Source organism: Nocardia sp. NPDC056541 (assembly GCF_042794235.1).
GTDB lineage: Bacteria > Actinomycetota > Actinomycetes > Mycobacteriales > Mycobacteriaceae > Nocardia.
This window is the reverse complement of record NZ_JBHTUD010000003.1, coordinates 406,940-432,959: the sequence shown is the minus strand read 5'-3', so window position 1 is coordinate 432,959 and position 26,020 is coordinate 406,940. Positions and strand designations below refer to the sequence as shown.

At 68.2% G+C, this 26,020-nt stretch carries 21 protein-coding genes; 9 read left to right on the top strand and 12 right to left on the bottom strand.

Annotated features, from left to right (window positions below):
- Positions 1-35: 35 nt before the first annotated feature.
- Both ACFQ9R_RS07475 and ACFQ9R_RS07470 read left to right on the top strand, forming a co-directional pair.
- Positions 36-1,571, top strand: coding sequence for a Rieske 2Fe-2S domain-containing protein (locus ACFQ9R_RS07475; protein ID WP_378989456.1), 1,536 nt, complete (start codon positions 36-38; stop codon positions 1,569-1,571).
- A gap of 131 nt (positions 1,572-1,702) precedes the next feature.
- Positions 1,703-3,079 (top strand): FAD-binding oxidoreductase, encoded by a 1,377-nt coding sequence (locus ACFQ9R_RS07470; RefSeq protein WP_378989455.1) that lies wholly within the window; start codon positions 1,703-1,705, stop codon positions 3,077-3,079.
- A gap of 98 nt (positions 3,080-3,177) precedes the next feature.
- On the opposite strand, the gene ACFQ9R_RS07465 is transcribed toward ACFQ9R_RS07470, so the two are convergent.
- The 9 genes from ACFQ9R_RS07465 to serS form a co-directional block, all read right to left on the bottom strand.
- Complete coding sequence (locus ACFQ9R_RS07465) at positions 3,178-4,227, bottom strand: Gfo/Idh/MocA family oxidoreductase (RefSeq protein ID WP_378989454.1); 1,050 nt, start codon at positions 4,225-4,227, stop codon at positions 3,178-3,180.
- A 57-nt stretch (positions 4,228-4,284) separates the two neighbouring features.
- The gene (locus ACFQ9R_RS07460) at positions 4,285-6,201 is read right to left on the bottom strand and encodes a protein kinase (protein WP_378989453.1); all 1,917 of its coding nucleotides are present in this window, start codon (positions 6,199-6,201) and stop codon (positions 4,285-4,287) included.
- Positions 6,198-8,063 carry a serine/threonine-protein kinase gene (locus tag ACFQ9R_RS07455; protein ID WP_378989452.1) on the bottom strand — a complete coding sequence of 622 codons (1,866 nt, stop codon included), beginning with the start codon at positions 8,061-8,063 and terminating at the stop codon, positions 6,198-6,200. Before ACFQ9R_RS07455 ends, ACFQ9R_RS07460 begins: the two co-directional genes overlap by 4 nt.
- Before the next feature lie 17 nt (positions 8,064-8,080).
- Positions 8,081-9,247, bottom strand: coding sequence for a hypothetical protein (locus ACFQ9R_RS07450; protein WP_378989451.1), 1,167 nt, complete (start codon positions 9,245-9,247; stop codon positions 8,081-8,083).
- Positions 9,248-9,325: 78 nt separating this feature from the next.
- The gene (locus ACFQ9R_RS07445; RefSeq protein WP_378989450.1) at positions 9,326-11,188 is read right to left on the bottom strand and encodes a protein kinase; all 1,863 of its coding nucleotides are present in this window, start codon (positions 11,186-11,188) and stop codon (positions 9,326-9,328) included.
- Positions 11,189-11,316: 128 nt separating this feature from the next.
- Complete coding sequence (locus tag ACFQ9R_RS07440) at positions 11,317-12,222, bottom strand: DMT family transporter (protein ID WP_378989449.1); 906 nt, start codon at positions 12,220-12,222, stop codon at positions 11,317-11,319.
- A 101-nt stretch (positions 12,223-12,323) separates the two neighbouring features.
- Entirely contained in the window at positions 12,324-13,685 is a 1,362-nt protein-coding gene (locus ACFQ9R_RS07435) for an MFS transporter (RefSeq protein ID WP_378989448.1), read from the bottom strand.
- An 88-nt stretch (positions 13,686-13,773) separates the two neighbouring features.
- Positions 13,774-15,606: a putative bifunctional diguanylate cyclase/phosphodiesterase gene (locus ACFQ9R_RS07430; RefSeq protein ID WP_378637876.1), complete on the bottom strand. Its 1,833-nt coding sequence runs from the start codon at positions 15,604-15,606 to the stop codon at positions 13,774-13,776.
- 77 nt (positions 15,607-15,683) lie between these two features.
- Positions 15,684-16,940, bottom strand: a complete 1,257-nt coding sequence (serS, locus tag ACFQ9R_RS07425; RefSeq protein ID WP_378989447.1) for a serine--tRNA ligase — start codon at positions 16,938-16,940, stop codon at positions 15,684-15,686.
- A gap of 55 nt (positions 16,941-16,995) precedes the next feature.
- Here serS and ACFQ9R_RS07420 point away from each other — a divergent pair, with 55 nt between their 5' ends.
- The 6 genes from ACFQ9R_RS07420 (at position 16,996) to ACFQ9R_RS07395 (ending at position 22,559) form a co-directional block, all read left to right on the top strand.
- Entirely contained in the window at positions 16,996-18,678 is a 1,683-nt protein-coding gene (locus ACFQ9R_RS07420) for an aldehyde dehydrogenase family protein (RefSeq protein WP_378989446.1), read from the top strand.
- Positions 18,679-18,714: 36 nt separating this feature from the next.
- Complete coding sequence (locus tag ACFQ9R_RS07415) at positions 18,715-19,782, top strand: septum formation family protein (RefSeq protein ID WP_378989445.1); 1,068 nt, start codon at positions 18,715-18,717, stop codon at positions 19,780-19,782.
- A 14-nt stretch (positions 19,783-19,796) separates the two neighbouring features.
- Positions 19,797-20,135 carry a metallopeptidase family protein gene (locus tag ACFQ9R_RS07410; RefSeq protein WP_378661368.1) on the top strand — a complete coding sequence of 113 codons (339 nt, stop codon included), beginning with the start codon at positions 19,797-19,799 and terminating at the stop codon, positions 20,133-20,135.
- A gap of 109 nt (positions 20,136-20,244) precedes the next feature.
- Positions 20,245-20,556, top strand: coding sequence for a PE family protein (locus tag ACFQ9R_RS07405; protein WP_378637867.1), 312 nt, complete (start codon positions 20,245-20,247; stop codon positions 20,554-20,556).
- A gap of 48 nt (positions 20,557-20,604) precedes the next feature.
- Positions 20,605-21,726, top strand: coding sequence for a PPE family protein (locus ACFQ9R_RS07400; RefSeq protein WP_378989444.1), 1,122 nt, complete (start codon positions 20,605-20,607; stop codon positions 21,724-21,726).
- Positions 21,723-22,559: an ESX secretion-associated protein EspG gene (locus ACFQ9R_RS07395; RefSeq protein WP_378989443.1), complete on the top strand. Its 837-nt coding sequence runs from the start codon at positions 21,723-21,725 to the stop codon at positions 22,557-22,559. The genes ACFQ9R_RS07400 and ACFQ9R_RS07395 overlap by 4 nt, the downstream gene beginning before the upstream one ends.
- 72 nt (positions 22,560-22,631) lie before the next feature.
- On the opposite strand, the gene ACFQ9R_RS07390 is transcribed toward ACFQ9R_RS07395, so the two are convergent.
- The 3 genes from ACFQ9R_RS07390 to ACFQ9R_RS07380 all read right to left on the bottom strand — a co-directional run bounded on the left by ACFQ9R_RS07390 (position 22,632) and on the right by ACFQ9R_RS07380 (position 24,967).
- Positions 22,632-23,300, bottom strand: coding sequence for a histidine phosphatase family protein (locus tag ACFQ9R_RS07390; protein ID WP_378989442.1), 669 nt, complete (start codon positions 23,298-23,300; stop codon positions 22,632-22,634).
- A complete protein-coding gene (pheA, locus tag ACFQ9R_RS07385) occupies positions 23,297-24,211 on the bottom strand; it encodes a prephenate dehydratase (RefSeq protein ID WP_378989441.1) in 915 nt (304 codons plus the stop codon). Before pheA ends, ACFQ9R_RS07390 begins: the two co-directional genes overlap by 4 nt.
- A gap of 336 nt (positions 24,212-24,547) precedes the next feature.
- Complete coding sequence (locus tag ACFQ9R_RS07380) at positions 24,548-24,967, bottom strand: hypothetical protein (protein ID WP_378989440.1); 420 nt, start codon at positions 24,965-24,967, stop codon at positions 24,548-24,550.
- Positions 24,968-25,068: 101 nt separating this feature from the next.
- Here ACFQ9R_RS07380 and ACFQ9R_RS07375 point away from each other — a divergent pair, with 101 nt between their 5' ends.
- Positions 25,069-25,830: a DUF2470 domain-containing protein gene (locus ACFQ9R_RS07375; protein WP_378989439.1), complete on the top strand. Its 762-nt coding sequence runs from the start codon at positions 25,069-25,071 to the stop codon at positions 25,828-25,830.
- Positions 25,831-26,020: the final 190 nt, after the last annotated feature.

Sequence of the window (26,020 nt, the reverse complement as noted above, 5' to 3'; positions counted from 1 at the left end):
CCGGCGAATCAGATCCTGGTAGGAGGAAACAGCTCGTGCAGATCACCAGCGTCGGACACGCCGGCTTCCATATCCGAACCGAGGCCGGCACGATCCTGTGCGATCCCTGGGTGAACCCCGCGTACTTCGCGTCGTGGTTCCCCTTCCCGGACAACTCCCAGCTCGACTGGGAGACCCTCGGCGATGTCGACTACCTGTACGTCTCGCACCTGCACCGCGATCACTTCGACGCCGCCCACCTGGCGAAGTACGTGAACAAGGACGCCACGATCCTGCTGCCCGACTACCCGGTGCTCGACCTGCGCCGTGAGCTCGAGGCGCTGGGTTTCACCAAGTTCTTCGAGACCGAGGACTCGGTCAAGCACACGATCACCGGGCCGAAGGGCTCCGTGGACATCATGATCGTCGCGTTGCGCGCGCCCGCCGACGGCCCGATCGGCGACTCCGGAATTCTCATCTCCGACGGTGAGACCACCTGTTTCAACATGAACGACGCCCGACCGGTGGACATGGACGTCATCCACGACGCGTTCGGCGACATCGACATCCACCTGCTGCAGTACTCGGGCGCGATCTGGTACCCGGCCGTGTACGACATCCCGGCGCGGACCAAGGCCAACTTCGGCAAGCAGAAGCGTCAGCGTGGCATGGATCGCGCGCGCTCCTACATCGAGCAGGTCGGCGCGACCTGGGTGGTGCCCTCTGCAGGTCCGCCGGTGTTCCTCGACGACGAGCTGCGCTACCTCAACGACGATCGCGGCGACGAAGGCAACATCTTCCCCGACCAGATCGTGTTCCTCGATCAGATGAACATTCACGGCAACTCCGGCGGGATCCTGATGATCCCCGGTTCGGTCGCCGATGTGCGCGGTAAGGAGCTCGACCTCGCGCACCCGTTCGACCCGGATCGGATCTACGGCGACAAGGCCGCCTACATCGCGGAGATGGCGCAGCGTTTCGCGCCGGTGCTGGCCGCGGAGAAGGCGTCGTGGGAGACCGGAGAGGGTTCGCTGCTCGAGCCGCTGCGTGAGCTGTTCGAACCGATCATGAAGCAGAGCGCGCTGATCAGCGACGGCATCGGCTACCCCGTGGGCCTGGTGATCGGCGAGGAGACCATCGTCCTGGACTTCCCGCACCGCACCGTGCGCGCGCCGCTCGAGGGCGAAGGCCGCTACCGTTACGGCTTCCGCATCGCCCCCGAACTGGTACGCACCGTGCTGCGCGACAACGAGCCGGACTGGGTGAACACGATCTTCCTGTCCACCCGCTTCCAGGCGTGGCGGATCGGCGGCTACAACGAGTTCCTCTACACCTTCTTCAAGTGCCTCACCGACGAGCGCATCGCCTACGCCGACGGCTGGTTCTCCGAGGCACACGACGACTCCGCCGTCACCGAACTCGACGGCTGGGAAGTCCAGCGCCGCTGCCCCCACCTCAAGGCAGACCTCTCCAAATTCGGTGTGGTGGAAGGTAACAACCTCACCTGTAACCTGCACGGCTGGCAGTGGGACCTGGAATCGGGGCGCTGCAAGACCTCCAAGGGTCACGAGCTGCGCTCTCGCAAGCTCTGAACCTTGAACCAGGGACGGCGACCGGGGTAATTTGAGTTCGGGGTCCATCGAGAAAGTCCGATCCACCCCTCCGTTCCACGATCACGCACTGCGTTTGTTCGGCTCATTCTCGACCCGACCAGGGAGCGACAATGAACGGCACACCTGTATCGACCATCCTCGAAGCGATTCGCGGTGAGGTGATCACCGCGGACTCACCCGGCTACGACCAGGCGCGTTCGGTCTACAACGCGATGATCGACCGCCGGCCCCTCGCGGTCGTCCGCGCGGTCGACGTCGCCGACGTGCGTACCACCGTCGAGGCCGCCCGCGAGAGCGGACTCGACCTCGCCATCCGCGCCGGCGCCCACAGCGTGCCCGGTTTCGGCACCGTCGACGACGGCATCGTCTTGGACCTGAGCGCCATGAAGGGCATCCGCGTCGATCCCGAACGGCGGATCGCCCGCGTACAGGGCGGCTGCGACTGGGGCGACTTCGACCACGCCGCGCATTCCTTCGGGCTCGCCACCACCGGCGGCATCATCTCCACCACCGGGGTCACCGGCCTGACTCTCGGCGGCGGGATCGGCTACCTCGCCCGCGCCTACGGTCTGTCCATCGACAACCTCCGGTCCGCCGATGTGGTGCTGGCCGACGGCACCTTCGTGACCGCGAACGCGACCGAGCACCCCGATCTGTACTGGGCGCTGCGCGGCGGCGGCGGCAACTTCGGGGTGGTCACCGAAATGGAGTTCGACCTGCACCCGGTGGACACGATCTACGGCGGACCCATGTTCTTCGAGCTCGACGTCGCCGAAGAGCTGTTGCGGACCTACCGCGACTGGATCGCGGCGGCACCGCGCGCGATGGGCGCCTTCCCCGGCTTCCAGATCGCGCCGCCGCTGCCGTTCATTCCCGAGGAACGGGTCGGCGAACCGTTCGTCCTGCTGGTGTCCTGCTTCAACGGCCCCGATCAGGAGGCCGAAGCCCTGCTCGCGGACCTGCGGGCGGTCGCGACGCCGGTGGCCGAGCACGTCGGCCGGATGCCCTACCCGGCCCTCAACAGCGCATTCGACGGTCTCCTTCCTCCCGGCCTGCAGCACTACTGGAAGGCGGCGTTCCAACCCGAACTCACCGACGGCGCCCTCGCCGCTCATCTCGAGTTCGGCCCGCGAGTGCCCGCGGTGCAGTCCACCATGCACCTCTACCCGATCGACGGCGCCGTGCAGGACGTCGCGGTGGACGACACCGCGTTCGCCTACCGCACCGCGAATTTCGCCCCCGTGATCGCCGGGATGTGGCCCGATGCGATCGACAACGACGCCAACATCAGGTGGGTCCGCGACTACCACTCCGCGCTGGAGCCCCACACCGCCGACGGCGGCTACATCAACTTCATGGGCTCCGACGACCAGGGCCGCATCCGCGCCAACTACGGCCCGAACTTCGACCGCCTGGCCGCGGTCAAGAAGACCTACGACCCGGCCAACCTGTTCCACCTCAACCAGAACATCGCGCCGGCGCAGTAGTCGGCTACGGCCGTTCCGCATCATCGTGCTGCGGCTCTGCATGGATGTGCTCGATGGAGTCGTCGGGTCACACCTTCGGCTCGACTCGGTGCCGGTGGTCAAGAAGTGAGATCGGCAGGTTCGGCTACGTGGCGGGCGTATTCGAGAATTCGCAGGGTTTCCACGGCGTCGCGGGGGTCGACCGGGACCGGAGCTCCGTCGAGCAGGGCGGCGGCCATTCCCGCGTAGAAGGCGGGGTAGTCACCGGGAAGGGTGGGGATCGGGCGTAGATCCTCGCCTGCGCCGAAGGTGCCCCACTTTTCGGGTGGGACTGTGCCCCAGGGTTTTCCGTCGTCCGGGCGGCGGCCTGCGCGCAGTTCGTCTTCCTGGGGGTCGAGGCCGGAGACGGTGTAGCCGTTGGCGGATCCGAGCACACGCAGGCGCGGACCCAGTTGCGGCGCAACGGCACTCATCCACAACTGCGACCGGGTGCCGTTGGCGTGGGTGAGGGCGATGAAGGCGTCGTCGTCGGCTCCGACCTCCGGGCGGCGCCGGTCGAGTTCGGCGTAGACCTCGGTGACCGGGCCGAACAACGTCAGCGCCTGGTCGACCAGGTGACTGCCCAGATCGAACAGGATGCCCGCACCGTCCTCGGCATCGCCCACTTCACGCCAGCCACCCTTGGGAACCGGCCGCCACCGCTCGAACCTGGACTCGAACCGCCGGACCTCACCCAGCTCACCGGCGTCGATCAGGGCGCGCACGGTCAGAAAGTCGTTGTCCCAGCGCCGATTCTGGAAAACGCTCAACGGCAGATCGGCCCGCTCCGCAGCCTCGACCATTTCCTCGGCATCGGCCGCTGTCACCGCGAACGGCTTGTCCACCACCACGGGCAACCCGGCGGCCAGCGCCTGCAACGCCAGCGGCGCGTGCGAGCGATTCGGCGTGGCGATCACCGCGAGATCGACGTCCTCGTCCTCGACGAACATCTCCTGCGCCGACTTCCACACCCGCACTCCCGGATACTCGGCCCGCGCCTGCGCGGCCCGCTCCTGCGATGAGGTCACCACCGCGGCCACTCGCATCCGCGGCTCGGCGGCGATGAGCGGCGCGTGGAACACCGACCCGGCCAGGCCGTATCCGACTACCGCTACTCCGAGCTGGTCCATGGCTGCCCTTTCGTGGTGGTCTGCGGAATCGCAGTATTCACCGTAGCCGGGCTTGTCTCAGCGCTCGGGCAGTTTCCCGACCGCCTGTCGCAGGAGGGACGAGGCAATCGCGCAATAGTCGTCGCGGAATCCCTCGGTTCCGTGTACCGAGACCTCGATGGTCTCCTGCCCGGCATCCGGCATCAGGAAGGCGCGGGAGCAGATGGCCTTCGAACCGCCCTTGCCGAGATACACCTGGACCCCGTCGACCGTGACGAGCTCCAGGTCCTTGCCCGTAGTGCTCGTGCTGGTGCTGACCAGCTCCAGGGTGACTCGCACGCGCGCGTCCCACCGGCAGGTGTGCGCGTCGGCGATCGTGGGCTCGGGTGGCAGGACGCCGATCTTCTCGGCGACGGCGTCGCGGTCGAGCAGCGTGCACGGTTCCAGCAGGGCCAGCGAGGACTCCCTGCCCTCGGCGCGCGGCGCGGTCGTCAGTGAACGGGCGAGGTTGGCCGCGATGTAGTCGAGACCCGCGCATTCCTTCACCCCGGACGGATTGTTGAGGACGATGACGATGCCGGATTCGTGCTCGGCGCCTGGGCTCGCGATGGCCCGCGTGCAGGCCGCGGAGCTGCCGTCGATGATCGGAACCCCCTCTACCACCGTCTTATTGGGTGTCAGGTATTCGTCCTCCTTCCCCGGATACAGGTAGAAGGAGTAGCGGTTGGAACTGGCGGTACACCCCCAGCTCGGGGACGGAGTCAGCTCCCAGGTATCCGCGGCCAGTGGTGTCGGCGCGACCGGCACCGAGTCGCCGAGGGCCGAGGCCAGCCAGGGGCAGGCATCGACCTGCCGTAACTGCGCCAGGGTCAGCCCGGTCACCGGCCCCGGCTCACTCTCTTCGCGTGTCGCGAAGTAGGTGATCCCGACGAGCGCCACGAGCAGTGCCGCCAGGCCACCTGCCAGGCCGCTCCGAGCCCTCGGACTCGCCGCACTCCAGCGAAGTCGCACGGATTCCAGTACACGCCTGCCGTATTCGACGCTCGCACGACCCGTTTCGACCATGACCACCGAAAAGGGTCGTCCAGGTGCGGGTTCCGGTGCGGTGATCGCGGGCAGGGCGGCCAGCAGCGCCGAGATCTCGTGTTGCTGGCGCCCGATGTCATCGAGCACGGGGGCGGGCCACGGTGGCGGACCGCTCGGCTGGGCACCGAGATAGTCGAGGATCTGTCCTGGCGTGGGGCGGGCTGCCGGATCCTTGCGCAGGCACGCGGCCAGCATCTCGAACAGCGGCTCCGGCACGCGACTCAGATCGGGTTCGCGCTGGGCGATGTTGAACAGCGTGTACGGCACCGACGGTGCGGCGAACGGTGCGACGCCGGAGGCGGCGAAAGCGAGGACGGAACCGAGGGAGAACACGTCCGAAGCCGGCGTCAGCTCGTACCCGAGCGACTGCTCCGGCGACAGGAAGTCCGGCGTGCCCGTCGCCGTCGCAGTGGCGGTCCCGGCGGCCGGGGTGATACCGACTTCACCGAGACGGCCACTGTCCCTGGCCAACAGCACCGTGTCGGCCCGGATGCGCTGATGCACGAGGCCTGCGGCATGCACGGTCCGCAGTGCGGAGGCGAGCGCGGCGGCCAGGGTACGAACGGCAGGTACAGGCAGTGGCCCGTGCTCGGCTACGGCGGTGTCGAGGCGCACGCCTGGCACGAATGCTGATGCCACCCAGGGCTTCTCAGCGTCGGCATCGACATCGATCACCGTGGTGTTGGCGGAACCGGAGACACGCATCGCGGCAATCGCGCTGTGCCGCATCCTGATCCGGAAATCCGGCTCGTCGAGAAGTTCCGGTAGCGCCTGTCGCACCACGACCAGCGAGTCATCGGGGCCGGAGGCCAGCACGGACCGGAATCCGGCCGCGGACTCGAGGGTGCCGAGCACTCGGTAGCGACCGATGGTGGGTGGATCGCTGGGACCGAGGGGAATGATCGTCATGATGGGGGCAACTTCTCGAGTACGGGTTCGAGCAGATCGCCGGCAGTCTCACAGTTCCCACTGGCCCGCGCGGTGTTCGAGAAGTACTGGGCCCGCACTTGCTCGGCCTGATCGTCTTTGGTCGGCATCACCATCACGATGAAGGTGCAGTATTCGGGACTGCTGCCGTCGAGATAGACCGTGTGATCGCCGATAGTGCTTGTTTGCCGGACCCTTCCGCCCGTAACACTGTCCGGCCGGGTGCGCTCGTTGATATCGAGCGAAAAGGAGCCGTCAGCGCCGGTCAACGCGCAGCTATGGGGAGTCGACGTGCGCACGGGATCACCGACCAACGAACGAGTGGCCGGGATGTCGATCAGCGAGCACGGGTCGAGTGGCAGCAGCGAGCCCTGCGGGAAGGTCCGCAGCGGCGGATTGACCGACAGACGACGGACCACCGCCGCGAGCGCGCGCTCGGACGCCGGACAGAGGTCGCCTGCGGGCGGATAGGTGCTCGCGCCCATAGTCAGCGCCATCGGCAAACCGCTCTGGGTCACCACTATGCGGTCACAGGAGGCGGACTCTTTGTGAAGTCCGAGTACCGGCATCCAATTGATGGAGCTACCCATCGGCTGTCTGTCATCACGTACCTCGGCGACATTGTCGTTGTTACGCAGGCTGAAAGACACCGTGCGACCGGCCTGATCGCGATACCCGACGGTGCAACCGCCGATGGCGTTCGAGACGACTTCACTTGTCGCAGTGCCTAGTTCACCGAGCACTGACGGATCGAGCAACGCGCAGAGGTCGAGGCGGCGGGATTCGTCGTGGGTCAGCGCCAGTGGCGGATCATCCATCGCCACCGCGTTGCCCTCGACGCCGACGCCACAAATAGCGATGGAAGCCAGCACCAGTGCCGACATCGTCGCGGCAGCGAGAACCAGTCGCGCCCACTTCGGCTTCGGCTGTTCGGGTGCGATCGACGCTGTGGCAGCAGCGGTTCCGTCTGCCCAGCGACCCGCCTCGGCCTGGCAGTCGGCGATGCGTCTGCGGATCCGGACCGGCCAGACAGGTTCGGCGTCGATCCCGCTCACCGCGTCGAGCAACTGCTCGGGGGTCGGTCGCGCCGACGGGTCCTTGGCGAGGCAAGCATCGACCAGCGCGCGGATCTGCTCCGGAATTCCGGTGGTATCCGGGGAGCTGTAGAGCACGTTGTAGAGGACCTGCGGGGTGGAGGCCGCGTCGAACGGGCTCGCGCCGGTGGCCGCCATCGCGAGAACCGCACCGACGGCGAAAACATCGGAAGCTGTTGTCAAAGGACGGCATTCGGCCTGTTCGGGTGACATATACGCGGGCGATCCGATCACCGCTCCGGTGGCGGTGAGGTTGACGTCGTCCTCGAGCGCCCTGGCGATGCCGAAGTCGATCACGCGTGGACCGTCGTTGGTGAGCAGGATGTTGCTCGGCTTGAGGTCGCGGTGCACCAGGCCGGTGCGGTGGATCTCGAGCAGCGCCATCGCCAGGCCGGTGGCCAGGAGTTTCAGCCCGCTCAGGTTCAGGCGGCCGAACTCGCCGACCATGTCCTGCAAGCCAGGGCCCGCGATGTATTCGGAAGCCAGCCATGGCGTTTCGGATTCCGCGTCGTGGTCGACCACGCCCGCGGTGTAGGCGCCGGTGACCTGCTGTGACGCGAGCACCTCTCGCCGGAACCTGGCACGGAATTCCGGATTGCCGGTGAACTGGCGGTGGATCTGCTTCACCGCGACCAACCGGCCGTCCTGGCCCTGGCCGAGCAGCACCTGTCCCATGCCACCCCGGCCGATCACGGCAAGCAGGCGATAGCGGCCCAGCTGTTCGGGATCTTGCGAATTCAGCGGTTTCATCGCCGCGCCTCCCGTGTTCACCACGACCCGCTCAGTAGCGCGTGCTGCGCGACCGCCTGCTGTCGAATATCGGTCTCCTGGTTGCTGTAGAGGCGGACCACGAACTCGTTGTATCGCACCAGGCAGGAGAACCGCCGGGCGGGAACCGACCTGTTGTCCGGCCTCGCTGCGCGGTAGCAGGAAACACCCGAGAGTCCCGGCGGACCTGTCAGCGGGGTGTAATCGGCAGCCAGCGAATGCTTTTCCTCGAGGTCGGCGTAGGTCTTCGCGGCTTCGCTGTCCCGCGCGCGATACAGAAACTTGTTGTACGACACCGCGATCGCGTCGATCGAGCTCTGTTCGAAATCACGCAGGTTGACCGACGGATCGTCGCGTAGCAGGGCATAGGAACGAGGGCCGTAGACCATGAATTCCCACTTGTTGGGCCAGTAGTCGCCGGTCTTCACTATATGGGTGAGCAACTTGTCGCTGTCGAGTTTCAGCTTCGGTATGTCGGCGGCGGGCGTCGGAACCAAGGTGCCGAGCTCGGCCAGCTGAGCGCGGTAGGTCCGTGTGAGCAGATCGGTCAACAATTCGGGGCTGGGCTCGATGATCTTGGCGTACAACCTGATCACCAGGTTCTTCCACACCAGCCAGCTCCCGACCGTGGGCACACCGGGTCGCCAATGTGACAGTGCGGCAGGATATTCCGAAAGAGACAGGGGCGCGTTCTCGGTATTCGCGGTGAAGTCCGCGGCAGCCATCGCCTGCGCGGCCGCCGTCGCCTGGGCCTCATCGGGTAGGGACAGGATCGCGATCGACAGCAGCTTGTGCTTCGATTCGTTGTCCGACTGGCCGTTGCTCGCGATCGCGCCGTAGCCGGCCAGCACGTCGAACGGCCCGAGTGCGGTTCGCTGGACGCCCGAGAGCAGATCGTCTACGCCGCGTATCCCGACGATCAGCCCGCCGCCGTTGCCGTCGGTCAATTCCGGGTCGATGCGGTTGGCGAGCAGTAACCGCTCGCCGATGCGCACGGATTCCACCAGCGTTCCGCGCACCGCATTCGGCGCGTCGTCGTAGTCGCCCGCCACCGGTTCGAGGGCATAGTCACCGTGATCGGGTGCGGCGTTGTCACCGCATGCCGCGGTGAGCAGGGTGAGCGATAACAACGGCGCCAGCCAACGCAACCGATTACGCACGAACATTCCCCTCCGACCGCAGCGTCGAACGCCAGGCCCCTCCCGAACTCTGCCGTGAAACTATCACCCGCGAGTTCGGCGCCGCTACCGCGCGGGCAACCGGCCGACCGCCTGCTTCACGAGCGGATCGGCGATCGCGCAGAGTTGCCCTTCGCGTTGGTTCGGATTGCTGACGGACACTTCGACATCCTCGCGAAAGGTCTCGCCGACCTTGCGGAACTGATACACCCGACGGCATTCGTTCGGCCCCAGCATCACGCTGTCGAGATTGTCGACCAGCACACCGTCGCCGATATCGATCACCTTCTCCTCCATGGAGGTCGCTCGTCGCCGTGGCTGCGACAAGGTGATCCGCACGGTGGAGTCACCCGACCACTCGCAGGAGTGCGCGGATTTCGCCACGACCGGGCCGAGAGCGGCAAAGGCCGAATTGTCCACCAGGGCACAGGGGTCTACCGACGACAGCGATTTCTGCGCGGCGGTGTCGGGACGCAGTTCGGCGAGCGAGGCGGTGAGCCGCTCGAGGACATGGTCGGCGAGGCGGCATTCGCCGCGCGAGAAGGTGTCGACGATGATGCCCCAACGCGCGGCTTGCTCGCCACCCTCGATCGCGAGCGCGCAGTCGTCGCCGCGGCGGGCAATCGCGTAACCGTTGACCACCTGCTTGCCGGATTCGAATCCGTTCAGCGCGGCACCGATCTCGACGGCCATGCGCGCGCCACCAGAGGTGCCGTCACATCCCCAACTCGACGTCGCCTGCCAGCGCCAGGACGAGACATCCGGCGAGGCCTTCGCGGCGACCTCGGTGGGCAGGGTCTTTCCGAGTGCCTGCGGCACCCAGGTGCACGCATCGGTGCCACGCAGTTGGTCCAGGCCGGGGAGCGTCGCGGTCGGTATCGCCTGCGGCGTGTCCTGAGGTGTTGTCGCGGAGTCGTTGGCGCGCAAGACAACTGCGGTGAGCGCGCCGGCGATCACCACCGCGGTCGCCGCGACAATTCCCAGCCGAAGTGCGGTCCGGCGCTTCTCGGCAGGCACCGGGGCGGGCGGCGGTGCGATCGGCGTGTACGCCGGAATGATCTGCGTCGCTTCGGGGTCCGAGGTCAGCGCGACCAGTTTCTGTGTCTGGGCGGCGATTTCGGCATGGACAGGCGCGGGCCACGGGTGTGCCTGAACGGGCAGGACCCCCAGGTAGTCCAAGATCTGAGCCGGTGTCGGTCTGGCCCTCGGGTCCTTGCGCAGACAACCCGCGATCAGATCGCGCAGCGGCGCGGGGACATCGTCGAGTTGCGGCTCGCTGTGGACGATGTTGAACAGGGTGTAGGGAGCGGAGGACGCCGCGAACGGTGCCGTTCCCGTCGCGGCCATGCACAGCAGCGAGCCGAGGGAGAAGACATCGCTCGCGGAGGTGATCGGTTCGCTGTTCGCCTGTTCCGGTGACATGTACGCGGGCGAGCCGACCACGGCACCCACTTCGGTGAGCGCGGCCCCGGTGCCGACCGCCTGCGCGATGCCGAAGTCGATCACGCGCGGTCCGTCGGCGGCCAGAATCACGTTGGCGGGTTTGAGATCTCGATGCACCAGGCCGGTGCTGTGGATCGAGTGCAGCGCGGAGGCCATGCCGGAAGCCAGGGTGCGCAACGCGGGGACCGGCAGTGGGCCCAGCTCGCGCACCGCTTTGTCCAGCCCCACCCCTGCGATGAAGACCGAAGCGAGCCACGGTGTTTCGCCGGTGGTCTCGAAATCGACCACCGCCGCCGTGAATGCCCCCGACACCCGGGCGGAGATGGCGACTTCACGCTCGAACCGCGCCCGGAACTCACGATCGTCGAGCAGATGCGAATGAATCTGCTTGATCGCGACGAAGCGCCCGTCGGGGCCCGTCGCCAGGACGACCCGGCCCATTCCGCCCGCACCGAGCACACCGCGCACCCGATAGCGTCCGATCATCGGCGAGTCACTCGTCGACAGCGGCTCGATCAATTCGGTACTCCCCCAACTCGCTCTCCGCCGCACCCGGCGAAACGGCCGAGATCCCAGCCGCAGTTCGCCTGAAACCTAGCATTTCAGCGTCTGGGTCAGCGACTGCTCCGGCTCGCCACCACCACCGCCGCCAGCACGATCGCACAGCTCACAACGGTGGTGAGCGACAGTCTCGCGTCGGCGGCGTCGAGCACCATCGCCGCGACCAGCTGGCCGGCCACCGAGGTGAGGCCGAGCAGCAGGACGCCGATCAGGCCGACCGTCACGGCGGCCAGGGCGATGAACGCGACGCCGATCAAGCCGCCGGTGTAGAGCCAGAGGTCGGTGGGGAATTCGGTGGGCAGGCCCGTGGTGGCCAGGGTGTACAGGTCGAGCAGGAGCAGCGCGGTCAGGCCAACGCCGAAGTTGAGCAGGGTGGCGGTGAAGGGGCCGCCGGTGGCGCCGACCCGGCCGTTGACCGCCTGTTGCCAGGCCAGACCGATGCCCGCGAGGGCGGGCAGGACGATGAGCAGGGCTGGGATATCCGGGACGCCGGTGGTGACGGTGGCCGGGGCGGAACTGCCGCCTGCCGAGAGCACGACCCCGGTGATGCCGAGGGCGGCCGCGACGAGGCGCCACGCGGTGATCGGGGTTCGGCCGTTCGGGGCGAGGCCGAGCCGGTCGACCACGAGGCTGCTCAGGAGCTGGCCCGCGACCACCGCGACAGTGAATGCGGTGACGCCGATCGCCGCGATGGTGAGTCCCTGTGCCGCTACGAAGAACGCGCCGCACAATCCGCCGAGCAACTGCCAGGGCGCCAACCTGCCCTCCGATACCGCCACACGCGCCTTGGTGACGCCCGCGCGCAGCGCCGGGCTGACTGCGAAGGCGATCAGCAGAGCGATGAGCCCGGTGCCGAAGCTGATGGTGGCCGCCGCGATCCCGTCGGCCAGCCGCGCACCCAGCGCACCGTTGATCCGCCCCTGTACTGCGACTCCCGCCCCGATAGCGAACCCGAACACGAGCCCAGCGGTCTTGCGCCTCCCAGCGAAGCTCGCTCGTCCGGGACCTCGACGGTTGGCGGTCGGCGTCACGTATGGGCGTCCTTGGTGCGAGGTGGGTGCTACCCGGAGTCTCCCCCTTGCTCAGGGGTTGCGTTCTCAGTCCTATCACGCTCGGTGCCGTGACGCGGCGGCAGCCAGGTGGGCGTCAACGCGGCGGCGACCAGCAACACCGATCCGAGCAGCGCGATAGTCGTCGACATCGCGAGCCACTGTGTCGCGGCCGCGACGAACGCGAACACACCCAGCGCGACGATCTCGGAGAGCAGCCCGGACACCGAGGTGACGGTGGCCCTGGCCGGGCCCTCGATCGCATCCTGAAGCCGCGCACCCGCGATGACCTCGGCGTTGAAGTCGATGCCGTAGGCGATGCCGATGCCGACGAATCCCACCCAGACCAGCGCGGGGCCCGCCGCCACCCCGACCGCCAACGCGCCCGCGATGAACAGGATTCCGGCGACGAACAGCGCGATGGCCAACGTGCGAGCCGACACGACCTCGGTGCGGCCCGCCAGCAGCGAACCGATCAGCGAACCCGCGACGGTGACGCCGACCAGCAGCGCCGACGTACTGGTCGACGCGCCGCCGGACACCGCGAGCAAGCCGAAGTACTCATCGAAGGCGGTGACGCCGTACAGCAGCGCGCCGAGCAGCACGCCTCGACGCACCCGGCGGACGTGAAGTGCTTCGGCGAGACCGGTTTTGAGCATGGCGAGATAGCGCGACGAGGTGGAACCGGGCGAACTCGACTGTGGCGCCACCGCTCCCGGTTTGACGTGCGGGCCCACCGGTCCGGGTGCGGGCTCGTCCTCGAGATCGTCGACAGCGGTGGCGGAGATGGCGACGGGCGCGCTGGGTAGAGCCAGCGCGGTCAGCGTGTGCAGGAGGCCGACACCGACGCTGACCCAGCCGACCAGCGCATAGCCGCCGATGGCGAAGAGCGGGGCGGCGGCGATGATCGCCACGAGCACGGTGCTCTCCTGCGCACCGCGCGTCCACCCCATGATTCGCGGGTAGGCGGACGGTGCACCGCGCGCGACCAGATCGTCGTAGATCAGCGCCTCGAAGGTTCCCGATTCCAGTGCGCTCGCGATACCCCAGACGAGGAAGCCGAGCGCGAAGCCGGCGAACGACGGCACCAGCATCCAGAGGGTGAAACACGCGGCCTGCAACACACAGCTCAGGACTAGCAGGCGACGACGCGGCACCGTGTCGGCCCACGCGCCGGATGGCACCTCGAGCAGGAACGCCGTCACCGACCAGATCGCCAACAGCAGCGAGATCTGCGCGGTACTCAGCCCGTGATCGGCGAAGAGAACGCCGTAGAGGGCATAGATCGGTAGCAGGTCGCGGGTGCCCTTGAACAGGACCGCGCGCACCGTGAGGTCGCCGACGCCGGTCGGCTCACGCCTCAACCAGGCCACCGCGTGCCGGAGCGGGAAAGATCAACAGCCGTAGACGAGCATCCGCATGGGTTCTATCGTTCGCGCCACGACCGGCCGGGTCAAGCGATTATCCGAGCGGGATCCAGCCGTTGGCGGCAAGGGAATCGTCCTCGTCGGTGGCGCTCACCAGCGGACGGCCGTCGTTGAGATCGTTGATGAGCTCCGAGACCGGGTGCGAGTCGCTGTAGTGGTAGCCCTGGGCCAGGGCGAAGCCGAGTTCGGTGAGGACGGCGGCCTGGTATTCGGTTTCCACACCCTCGGCGATGACCTGCAGGTCGAGCGATTTGCTCAGCGCGGCGATGACGCTGAGCAGCGGAGGCGCGGGGGAATCGGAGCGGATGGCGGCGACGAAGGACTGGTCGACCTTGAGGATGTCGCTGGGGATGGTGGCCAGGCGGCTCAGCGAGGAGTAACCGGTGCCGAAATCGTCGATGGCGATGCGCACGCCACGGTCGCGCAGGGTGTGCAGGTTGGTGATCGCGGTCTGGGATTCGGCGGCGAGTTCGCTCTCGGTCACCTCGAGGACGAGCTGGTCGGCGGGCCAGCCGGTATCGGACAGGATGGTCGCGACCCGCTCGGCGTATTCGGTCTCGGCCAGTTCGAGGCCGGAGACGTTCACGTTGAGGGTGAGGTTCAGCGACGCGAAGCTCTCCTGCAGGCGGGCGGCGTCGGCGCAGGCGCGGCGCAGGACCAGCTCGTCCAGGTCGGAGATGAGGTCGTATTCCTCGGCGACACGGATCAGGCCCTCGGTGGTGACCTCGGGCTGCGCGCTCGACGACCAGCGCAGCAGCGCCTCGACGCCGACCGCCTGGCCGCCGTCCTCGGTGAGGCTGACGATCGGCTGGTAGTGCACGTCGAGCGCACCGCGGTCGATGGCCTCGCGCAGTTCCACCGCCAGTGGGAGCTGGCGCGACGATTCCAGCACCGTGCGGTTGCGGCCCGCCTGCTTGGCCCGGTACAGGCCCACGTCGGCACGGCTGACCAGCAGCGAACCGGACTCGCCCGGCTGCCAGGAGGTGACACCGGCCGAGCAGCCCATGGTCACCGCGGCCCGCAGTTGTTCGGTGAGCAGGATCGCGGCCTGCTCGGTGGTCCCGGGCAACAGCAGCGCGAACACGTCGCCGCCGAAGCGGGCCAGCACCTGGCCGGGCGCGAGCAGGTCGAGCCAGGTATCGGCGACCCGCTGCAGGACGGCGTCGCCCGCGCGGTGGCCGAGGTGATCGTTGATCTTCTGGAATCGGTCGAGGTCGACCAGCACCAGGGCCATGCCCTGACCGCCGCGACCGGCCGCGTCGATCGCCGGGTTGAGCTGCTTCTCGAAACCGCGCCGGTTGAGCAGGCCGGTGAGCACGTCGATATCGGCTTCCGACGCCATCCTGGTGAGGATGCCGACCACCACGCCGGCGCCGAAGGTGACACCCGCCGGGATCAGCCCGGACCACCACGGCAACCCGCGCGCGGGCAACACCAGCAGGCACAGCACCATCGCGAAACCGATGTGCGCGGCAGCCTGGGTCCAGGCGAAGAACAGCGCCGCGTCGCAGGCGACGAAGACGAAGAACGAGGCCAGGGTGATGGCGCCGACCAGGTTGGGGAAGTCGTACACCGCGATCGCGACGAGCACCGCCGCGGTGGCGAGGTAGGCGTGGTGCAGGCCGTGCGGCATCCGCGGACCCCACGCGAGCAGCGTGAGACCGAGAACCACCGAGATCGCCGCCGCGGTGCCGACCACGGCGCGATTGCCGTCGTCGCCCGGCGCGACGGCAGTGATCATCAGGCCGAGGACACCACCGAGAACGTAGAACGCCCCCGTTGTCCTGGCCATGACCTTTGCCGTCGCCAACGCCGATGCCGCCCGCACCCGGGTTCGGGTATCGCCGCGCGCCCCGATTCCTCGCACGTGCACCAGCCTAGATGTTGATGGGTCAGGGTGTTTGCCACATCCGGCAAATGGGTCGCCAGCAAACACTGAGCATCTTACGGCTTCAGGATATCGGTACCGACGAACGGGACCAGCGCCTCGGGCACCCGCACCGAACCGTCGGCCTGCTGGTGGTTCTCCAGGATCGCCACAATCCAGCGCGTCGTGGCCAAAGTGCCGTTCAACGTGGCCGCGATCTGCGCTTTCCCGTTCTCGTCGCGGTAGCGGACCGAGAGCCTGCGCGCCTGGAAAGTGGTGCAGTTCGAGGTGGAGGTGAGTTCGCGGTAGGTCTGCTGAGTGGGCACCCAGGCCTCGCAGTCGAATTTGCGCGCCGCCGAGCTACCCAGGTCGCCACCCGCCACGTCGATCACCCGGTAGGGCACATCGATGGCGGCCAGCATCTCGCGCTCCCAGGCCAGCAGCCGCTGATGCTCGGCATCGGCCTGCTCAGGGGTGGTGTAGACGAACATCTCGACCTTGTCGAACTGATGCACGCGGATGATGCCGCGGGTGTCCTTGCCGTAGCTACCGGCCTCGCGGCGGAAGCACGACGACCAGCCCGCATAGCGCTTCGGGCCCGCACTCAGATCGAGGATCTCGTCGGAGTGGTAGCCGGCCAGCGGCACCTCCGAGGTCCCGACGAGGTAGAGGTCGTCCTCTTCGAGGTGGTAGACCTCGGCCGAGTGCTGACCGAGGAACCCGGTTCCCGCCATGATCTCCGGTCGCACGAGCACCGGCGGGATCATCATGGTGAACCCGTTGGCCACGGCTTTCTGCGCGGCCAGCTGCAGCAGACCCATCTGCAGCAACGCGCCGTAGCCGGTCATGAAGTAGAACCGCGAGCCCGACACCTTGGCGCCACGTTCCATGTCGAACAGGTGCAGCGACTCGCCCAGCTCGAGGTGATCCTTGGGCTCGAAGTCGAAAACTGGTGGGGCGCCGACGGTTTCGAGCACGACATAGTCGTCCTCGCCGCCCGCGGGCGCGCCGTCCTGCACGACATTGGAGATGGCGCGCTGCGCGGCGTCGAGTTCGGCGTCGGCGGCGTTCTCGGCGAGCTCGGCCTCTTTGACCTTGGTGGACATGTCGGTGGCGGCGGCCAGCAGCGCGGGGCGCTCCTCTTTGCTCGCCTTGCCGATCACCTTGCCCATGGCCTTGTGTTCGGCGCGCAAGTTGTCGGCGGTGGCCACGGCGGCCCGGCGCGCGGCGTCGGCTTCGAGCAGGGCGTCGACGAGCGCGGGGTCCTCACCGCGGGTCCGCTGCGAGGCACGGACGGCTTCCGGGTTCTCGCGCAGGAATCGGAGGTCGATCATGAGAAAACAGCCTAGTTGAAGTGCCAATCGGGCAGCACAGGGGCATAGTTGCGGTGTGAGTACCTCTTTCGACACCGCCGTCATCGATACCGCGCTCGCCGATCTCACCCAAGGGGAAAAGACCTGGGCCGCGACCGACCTGCGTCGCCGCCGCGAACTGCTCGACGAACTGCACGCGCTCACCGCCCGCGATGCCGAGGCCTGGGTCGCGGCCGCCCGCACCATCAAGAAACTCGACGCCGACAGCCCGCTGCTCGGGGAGGAGTGGATGTCGGGCCCGATGACGATGCTCGCGGGCGCGCAGGCGCTGAGCGAGTCGATGGCGGCGCTCGAGAAGGGTGCGAGCCCGCTCGACGGTGTCGACCTCACCACCGCCCCCGGCGGCCGGGTGGCGGTGCCCGCGCTGCCGCACGGCGTCTACGACAAGCTGCTGCTGAGCGGATTCAGCGCCGATGTGTGGCTGAAGCCCGGCGTCGATGCCGCGACCGCGCGCCGCAAGGCCGGCCTGGCCCAGCGCGACCCCGCGAAGACCAACGGTGTGGGCGCGGTGCTCGGCGCGGGCAACATCATGTCGATCGCGCCGCTGGACACCCTCTACGAGCTCTACGCCAACAACCGCGTCGTCGCGCTCAAGCTCAACCCGATCACCGATCCGCTGCTGCCGGTGTTCCAGGCGATCTTCGCGCCGTTCATCGAGCTCGGCGTGGTACGCATCCTCACCGGCGGGGCCCCCGAGGGCGGCTACCTGGTGAACCATCCGCTGGTCGCGCACGTGCACATGACCGGCGGCGCGCCGACCCACGACGCGATCGTCTGGGGTCAGGGCGCGGACAAGACCGGCGAGCCCATCCTGGACAAGCCGATCACCAGCGAGCTCGGCGGTGTCGCGCCGTGCATCGTGGTGCCCGGTGAGTGGTCGGCCGCCGATCTGAAGTTCCAGGCCGAGCACGTGGCCACCCAGCGCCTGCACAACGGCGGCTACAACTGTGTCGCCGCGCAGACGGTGGTGCTCGCCGCGGACTGGCCGCTCAAGGAGCAGTTCCTCACCGAACTGCGCGCCGCGATCGACAACGCTCCCGCGCGCACCGCCTACTACCCGGGCAGCGACAACCGCGTGGCGGGCGCGCTGGCGAGCTACCCCGACGCCGCCCGCGCCAACGGCCGCCTCCTGGTCGAGAACCTGCCCGCAGGCGACACTCCGCTGCTGCGCACCGAGTACTTCTCGCCGGTGCTCGGCGTGGTCGAGCTCCCCGGCGCCGGGGCCGAATTCCTCGGCAACGCGGTCGACTTCGCCAATGAGGAGCTGATGGGCACGCTCGGCGCCAACATCATCGCCGACCCCGCGACCATCACCGAGCTCGGCGCGAAACTCGACACCGCGATCGAGGACCTGCGCTACGGCACCGTCGCCCTCAACGCTTGGACCGGTCTCGCGTTCCTGACGCCGCGCGCCAGCTGGGGCGCCTACCCCGGCCACACCATCGACGACATCCAGAGCGGCATCGGCGTCGTACACAACGCCTTCCTCCTCGACGATGTGGAACGCACCGTGGTCCGCGGTCCCTTCCGCCCCGCTCCGCGCTCGATTCTGCGCGGTGAATTCGCCCTGACCCCGAAGCCGCCGTGGTTCGTCTCGAACAAGACCGGCACCTCCACCGGACGCAAACTGACCGACTTCTACGGCGACGGCAAACTGCGCCGCATACCGGGCATCTTCGTGTCAGCTCTGCGGGGCTGACCCGGCAGTCCGCCGCGACAAATACACTCGTCGACGATGTCGAAGAAGCAGAGCAACCCAGCCGAGGGACCCGCCGCGCCCAGTCGCGGCGGCGCCCTGCACCTGTCCGCGACGAAACTGCGTTGGGGGCTGCTGATAGGCGCCCTCGGGGCGATCGTCGCGGCCATGGTCACCATGGCCGTGACAGGCTTCGACACCGACAAGGTGGAAGCGCACCAACCCGGCGCCGAACCGGTGGTGCGTGACAAAGAGTTCAGCAGCGCCGCGCAGGGCGACTGCCTGACCTGGTCCAAACCCGACCGCAGCGACCTCGTGAAGGTGGGCTGCGGCGACAAGCACCTGTTCGAGGTGGCGGGTGTCATCGACCTCAGCGCCTATCCGGGGCGTGAGTTCGCCGACGGCACCCGTCACCCCGATTCGCTGCGCATGACCGAGCTGCGCGACGAGCACTGCGTGACCGCTGTCCAGAAATACCTGGGCGGCCGGTTCGACCCGCGCGGCAAGTTCATGGTGAATGTGATGTCGCCGAGCCCGGCCGGTTGGCAGCACGGCGACCGGACTCTGCGCTGCGGTGTCCAGGTCGCGGCCACCGCCACGAGCCCGGCCACCACCGGCACTCTCGCCGAGAGTGATCAGTCCAAGACCCATGCCACCGGCACCTGCCTCGGCATCAATCAGAACCTGCCCACCGACCCGGTCGACTGCACCCAGCCGCACTCGGTGGAGATCGTCGGCACCGTCGACCTGGCCACCGCCTTCACCGGCGGACCGCCGTCGGAAGCCGATCAGGACAAGTTCGTCGAGGCCGAGTGCAACCGGCTCTCGGGCGACTACCTCGGCAGCCCCGATGCCATCCGCAACAAGACACTCACCCTGTTCTTCGACTATCTGGAGCCCGCCAGCTGGCTCGCGGGCAGCCACAAATTGGACTGCTGGCTCGGAAAAGGCGCCGACCGTGAGGGTTTCGCGCCCATCGTCGGCTCGGCCCGCGGCGAGATCCTGATCGACGGACAGGCCCCGGTGCCCCCGCCCAACACCGGACGTTCCACCCCGGCGCCGCTGCCGGGCGCCGCGCCACTGCCGCCGCAGCCCCAGCCGAGGTGACGTTGTCCGAGCGGATGCCGGAGCGGCGTTTCGAGGAGCTGGTCAGTGATGCCCTCGACCAGATCCCGGCGGAACTGTCCAGTGCCATAGACAATGTTGTGGTGCTGGTAGAGCCCCGAAACGACGAGGAACCGTCGCTGCTCGGGCTGTACCACGGCATCGCCCTCACCGAGCGCGACAGCTACTACGCCGGATCGTTGCCGGATACGATCACGATCTATCGTGAGGCTATTCTCGACATCTGCAACAGCGACGACGAGGTGGTCGAAGAAGTCGCGATCACCGTGATCCATGAAATAGCACACCATTTCGGGATTGACGACGACCGGTTGCATGAGCTGGGATGGGGTTAGCGAAACTGGGTGGGGAATCGATGGAACCGAATGAACCGCTCTCGCGTCCTAGTACTCGTAGGGGGAATTCTCGTGGTTCCCGATAGCCGCCACCAGAAGGAGTCGGGTCATGGTTGGACACGTTCTCGTTGCACCTGAAATCGTCCTCGCCGCATCCGCGGAGCTGGATCTGCTCGCCGAGCGCCTCGCCATCGCGGCCGGGCTCGCCGGGCCGACCACGCACGTGCTGCCTTCCGGCGCCGAAGAGGTGTCGCTGCTCGCGGCGACCCACTTCAACACCGCGGCGGGCAAGCACGACGGTTCGGTCGCCCAGGCGATCCTCGAGCTGCATCACGCGGCCGCGACCCTGCGCTCGCAGCTGACCACTCACATCGGGGAAGACGTGGCTCGCGCGGCGACGATCAACGCCGTCCAGGTGTAGTCGCACCGAGATCCTGTCGACGATCATTTACTCAGGGGAGAAACAAACATGACCGCAGGGATCACCGGGGTGTTCTGGCTGCCTCGTATGGCCGAAGTGAACTCCACCACCCTCAACGCGGGCGCACACGCGATCCCGATCAGCGCCGCCGCCACCTCGTGGGGCACGCTGGCCGCCGCGTGGGGCGACGCCGCCTTCACCATCACGCGCGTGATCGCCGAAGTCGGTGTCGGCCTCCAGGGTGTCAACGGCATCGCCGTGCTCGCCCGTCTGGCGCCGTTCGCGGGCTGGGCCAGCCAGCAGGGCATCGCGTCCGCGGCGATCAGTGCCAAGTGCGCGGCCAACGCCACCGCCTACACCGTCGCCTCGATCGCGATGCCGAGCCTGCCCGAGATCGTCGCCACCAACAGCGCGGTGGCCGCTTCGGCCAACCCGCCCGGTGTCGTCTCCGGCGCCTTCGAGGTCGCCGAAGTCGCGCGCAATGCCATGGACATCCGCGCCGCGCTGGTGATGGAGACCTACGAGGCCGCTACCTCGGCCACCGTCGCCGTCCCCAGCGAGTTCACCATGCCGCCCGCCATCGCCAGCGGTGCGGGTTCCGCCTCGCAGGGCGACTTCGGCGGTGGCGATCCGCTGCAGACCGCGGTCGCCGCGGCGCAGGCCTTCGTCTCCAACCCCGGTGTGGTCAGCGCGGCCACCCAGGCGGCCAACACCGCGGGTGGCGTGCTCACCGGCGGCGTCAGCACGGTCGGCAACATCGGCGCTTCCGCGATCTCGGCGGCCACGGCCACCGTGCCCGCGGGCACCGCCGCCGCGCCCGTCATGGCGGGTGTCGGCGCCGCCGGTGCCGCGGTGGGCGGCATGGCCACCACCTCGGCCGGTCTCGGTGGCGTCAGCGCGGGGTCGCTGAAGCTGCCCGAGGGCTGGGGTGCGCCCGCCTCGAACGCGGCAGCGAGCGCGCCGGTCTCGGAATCGGTCGTCAACCGGGTCGAGAGCGCACCCGTGCGCAACGCCGGCAACGGCGCCAACCCGCTGATGGGCAACCGGCAGAAGGGCGAGGAAGACGACGAGCACGATGGCGGCGACTACGTGCGCTCCGACGAGTTCACCGACGGTCGCTACGCGGCCGAAGGTGTGATCGGCGCCGACCTCGCCGGAACGGCCAAGTGACGGTTCTCGGCACGGGCAGCGGAGGTTCGCTGCTCGGCGCCGTCGTGCTCTCGCTCGACGACATGCAGTTCCTCCTGGAGAAACTGGAATTCGACGAGATGCCCGTGGTGCTCGACGCCATGGGCCGCTATGACAACGTCACCGCGCACGACGCCGCCATGAACGTGGCACAGACCGCCCTGGCCGAACGCGAGCTGCTGTTCGGTCAGGCGGTGGCACCCGAGCTCGCCGAACGGCTGCGGGTGCTCTACCGGCCGCAGTGGATCATCGCGCTGCGGTGGGTGGTGGCAGGCCAGGTCAACCGATTCTGTCTGGCGCAGGGCGACGACCGCGCGGTCGTCGCCCTGCGCGGGCCGCAGTCCTACGTCATCGACGACGCCGGGCTCGATCTGCCCGGCGCGGTGCTGCAGGCGCTCGGACCGGTCGAAGCGCTCGAGCTGTACGGGATGAATGCCCCCACCGAACAATTGGCGCCGATCTTCGGCGACACCGGCGACGCGGCCGCCACCACGAAACGCCTGGCCGAGGTGGGCAATCCGGCTACCGACGCGCAAGCACTGGCCTCGGCGCTAGTGGAGATCCACTCCTACGCCGAGATCGTCGGCGTGGCCTACGGCGACGGCACCCGCGATGTCCAGGACAACCACATCGCCGTCTTCAACACGCGCGCAGGCAGATTCATCATCACCGCCAGCGTCGCCGACGACGGCGTGAAATGGTCGTCCATCGCCAGCGGCACCAACCCCCGCCTCCGCACCGCGGTAGCCGACCTCATCGAGTCCCTCCCGGTCCGCACCGAATTCCCTACCGCGGCAGCCGCTAACCCGGCGTAAGCCCACCCCACCGCAACCACCCACCAAACGCCCCCACAACTTAGCCGTAAACCGTAGGCGCAGCCGGAGCGTTTAACCCATGGGGTCGTCGGCGGAGAGGTCGGCTTTGATGGTGAACGGCGGGGTGAATCTGCCCCAGCGTAGGCATTCCCAGCCACCGTCTTCGGTGGGGAGCAGTTCGATGGTCTCGGTGTTGTCGAGGTGGTTGTTCGTTGTGAACGGCGGCGCCACCCCGGCCAGCGCCTTGCCGACCAGGCGCATCGCGGCGCCGTGGTTCACCACCACCACGTCGGCGTCGGCGTCGGCGGTCAGGAATTCCTCGCGCAGGCCGTCGAGGACGGGCAGGATGCGGGCCAGCACTTCGTGGCCGGATTCGCCGCCGGGGGCTCGCACGTCGAGTTCGCCGAGGTGCCAGCCGCGATAGATCTGCTGGAAGAGTTCGTGCGCTTCCCGGTCGGAGCGGCCGTGCAGATCGCCCACCTGCACCTCGTACAGGCCGTCGAGGACGTAAGCCGGTGTGCCGGTGGCTTCTTCGATGTGACTCGCGGTCTGCCGGGCGCGTAACGCGTCCGACGACACCAGTACCTGGGGCGCGCGCTCCAGGCCGGCGCCGAACGCTTTCGCTTGCGCCACACCACGTTCGGTCAGCGGCAGGCCGGGCACGGCGGTGTCGAGAATCTTCGCGACATTGCCCTCGGTCTCGCCGTGGCGCACCAGAATCAGTTTCGCGCGGGTAGTCATAGGTCCGCGACCCCCTTTCGCAATTGCGTCAACCATTCTGCGGCCGGTTCGTCCGACGGCGGAGGTGTGCCGACTGCCGCTGTCGCGGGCCATGATCCGAGGAAGCGGACCTGGGTCGTGCGGTGCAGGGCCTTCAGAGTTTCCGCTACCGCCGGGTCGTCGAGGTGTCCGACACAGTCGAGATAGAACCGGTAGGTGCCCATGCCGGTGCGGGTCGGGCGCGATTCGATGCGCGTGAGATCGACCCCACGCGTGGCGAATTCGGCGAACGCGCGCATCAGCGAACCGGGCTCGTTGGGCAGTTCGAGGACGACGGAGGTCCGGTCGGCGCCGGTGGCCGCGGGGGCGATGCCCGGCTGGGTGACCAGCACGAAGCGGGTGATGGCCTGGTCGTGGTCGGCCACCCCCGCGGCCAGGGTCTGCAGGCCGAGTCGTTCGCCTGCCAGCGCGGTCGAGATCGCGGCGTCCGCGGTGCCCGCGGCCACGTCTTCGGCGGCTGCCGCGTTGGACGCCGAGGTGAACGGGCGCGCCTCCGGCATGTTCCGGGCCACCCACTCCCTGACCTGCGCGGCTGCCACGGGATAGGCGGCGAGTGTGCGCACATCGGCCAGCGAGGTGCCGGGGCGCGCCAGGATCGTGAAGGTGACCTCGAGCTCGGTTTCGGCCATGATCTGCAAGCGCGGTCCGATGGCGAGGGAATCCAGGGTCGCCGGGATCGAGCCCTCGACCGAACTCTCGATCGGCACCACCGCGCCGTCGACCTCGCCGGTCCGGATCAGGTCGAGCGCCGCCCCTTGACTGGGCGCGGCAATCCGCTCGACCGGCCCGTCGAAGGCCCCCGAGTTCTCGAACTTCGCCAGAGCCATCTCGGTGAAGGTCCCGGACGGCCCGAAATACGCAATAGACGGCACACTGCAACTTTAGCGGCTGGCGTCGGCTGGGTTTCGGACTCGAAGATCGGGGATATCGTGCACAGCTACCGCGTGGCGGTCGGCCGGGTGGGGTCGGTGAGGGCGCATCGGCGTTTACCGGGTCCGGGTTAGTTGGGGGCTGTGTTTTTGGAGCGCTGGCGCGCTCGAGCGGGGCCCTGGAGGCCCCGATCTTCCCTCCCTCCGGGTACTCCTTCGTCGCACCCTCCGGTCAGTCCAGATCGGGGCGGGCCCCTTTGGGTAGAGACATCCACGGGCTACCCGGCCCGGGCGGTCGCGGGCAGGGCCAGTCGCATCGGGGTGCCCTGTGTGGGGGGGTCAGTCCAGGACGCGCAAGGCCTCGGTGATGGCCTGTTCGTCGGGGGTTTCGATGGACAGGAGGACGGTGCGGGTGGCCTCGATCGCGGCGGGTTTCAGTGACTTGAGAAAAGGGAGGTCGGGGGTGGTGAGGGCGGTGGGGATGTCTTCGCCGCAGAGGGCGGCCACGGTGCCCGCGACGATTGCCAGGGCGCGGGGGCCGCTGGTGGTGCGGGCGACGAAGCCGTGGTCGGCGTGGGCGATGCCGGCCAGGAAGGCGGTGAGGTCGGGGTCGGGGATGTCGACGTCCACGGGGGCGGGGGAACTGCCGTCGGGGCGGACCAGGTCGGCCACGAGGCTGCGGCGGGCGGGGGCCGACAGGTTCAGCAGGACGGGTTCGGCGGGGGCGGAATGGTCGTCGCCGTGGTCGTCGTGCGTCATCCGTCCACCGTATCGGCTCGATTCATCGGGGTGTCCTCTTGCGTGTCGGACGTTTGTAACTTAGCTTAGGTTTACCTAATCAAACGTTCGCGGAGGTTGTCATGTCGAGCCCCACCACGATCCTCGCGCCGACCACCGCCGAGCGGGTGCGAAGTGCGTGCGCTCATGCCGAGACTGCGGTGCTCGCGCTCCCCGGTATCGACCCGGTCCCCACCACGCTGCATCACCTGCGCCGTTGCGGCGACGCGGTGATCGCGGTGCCCGGGTCCTCACTCGCGGCCGCGCTGGCCGCCACGGCCAACGAGACCTCGGCGGTCCTCGAACTCACCGATCACACGCCGCTGCCGCTGCGCGAACCGGTGCGGGCGCTGGTGTGGTTGCGCGGTTGGGTGCGCCAGGTACCGGAGCAGGCGCAGCGCGCGCTCGCCGTCGAAATCGCCAAGGAGTACCCGCATCCGGGTCTGCTCGATGTCGGGCACGGCGTCACGCTGCTGCGGATCGTGGTGAACTCGGCGGTACTGGCCGACACCGCAGGCGCCGAATCCGTCGACCACGCCGACCTGCGCGCCGCCACGGCCGACCCGTTCTGCGAGCTGGAAAGCGCCTGGCTGCAACACATGTCCGAGGATCACGCCGACGTGGTCGCCCAGCTGGCCCGCCACTTGCCGACTCGGCTGCGGGGCGGGCTGGTGCATCCGCTGGCCATCGACCGCTACGGGCTCACGCTCCGGGTCGAGAGCAACGACGGCGACCACGATGTCCGGCTGCCCTTCCCCACCCCGGCCGACGACATCGAATCGCTGAGCCGCGCGGTGCGGGTACTGGCCGGCTGCCCGTTTCTGAACGGTCTGCGCCGCATCTGAGCTGGGTTATTGGAGCGCTGGCGCGCTCGAGCGGGGCCCTGGAGGCCCCGATCTTCCCTCCCTCCGGGTACTCCTTCGTCGCACCCTCCGGTCAGTCCAGATCGGGGCGGGCCCCTTTGGGTAGAGACACATCAGGATCACCCGGCCCAGGCTGTCTGGGGGTTCTGCGTTGGGCTCTCGGTGGGGGGTG

Coding starts and splice junctions, on each gene's coding strand:
- ACFQ9R_RS07470 (WP_378989455.1), top strand. CDS start 1,703: ATGAACGGCACACCTGTATCGACCATCCTCGAAGCGATTCGCGGTGAG.
- ACFQ9R_RS07465 (WP_378989454.1), bottom strand. CDS start 4,227: ATGGACCAGCTCGGAGTAGCGGTAGTCGGATACGGCCTGGCCGGGTCG.
- ACFQ9R_RS07460 (WP_378989453.1), bottom strand. CDS start 6,201: ATGACGATCATTCCCCTCGGTCCCAGCGATCCACCCACCATCGGTCGC.
- ACFQ9R_RS07455 (WP_378989452.1), bottom strand. CDS start 8,063: ATGAAACCGCTGAATTCGCAAGATCCCGAACAGCTGGGCCGCTATCGC.
- ACFQ9R_RS07450 (WP_378989451.1), bottom strand. CDS start 9,247: ATGTTCGTGCGTAATCGGTTGCGTTGGCTGGCGCCGTTGTTATCGCTC.
- ACFQ9R_RS07445 (WP_378989450.1), bottom strand. CDS start 11,188: ATGATCGGACGCTATCGGGTGCGCGGTGTGCTCGGTGCGGGCGGAATG.
- serS (WP_378989447.1), bottom strand. CDS start 16,940: ATGATCGACCTCCGATTCCTGCGCGAGAACCCGGAAGCCGTCCGTGCC.
- ACFQ9R_RS07415 (WP_378989445.1), top strand. CDS start 18,715: ATGTCGAAGAAGCAGAGCAACCCAGCCGAGGGACCCGCCGCGCCCAGT.
- ACFQ9R_RS07410 (WP_378661368.1), top strand. CDS start 19,797: ATGCCGGAGCGGCGTTTCGAGGAGCTGGTCAGTGATGCCCTCGACCAG.
- ACFQ9R_RS07405 (WP_378637867.1), top strand. CDS start 20,245: ATGGTTGGACACGTTCTCGTTGCACCTGAAATCGTCCTCGCCGCATCC.
- ACFQ9R_RS07400 (WP_378989444.1), top strand. CDS start 20,605: ATGACCGCAGGGATCACCGGGGTGTTCTGGCTGCCTCGTATGGCCGAA.
- ACFQ9R_RS07390 (WP_378989442.1), bottom strand. CDS start 23,300: ATGACTACCCGCGCGAAACTGATTCTGGTGCGCCACGGCGAGACCGAG.
- ACFQ9R_RS07380 (WP_378989440.1), bottom strand. CDS start 24,967: ATGACGCACGACGACCACGGCGACGACCATTCCGCCCCCGCCGAACCC.
- ACFQ9R_RS07375 (WP_378989439.1), top strand. CDS start 25,069: ATGTCGAGCCCCACCACGATCCTCGCGCCGACCACCGCCGAGCGGGTG.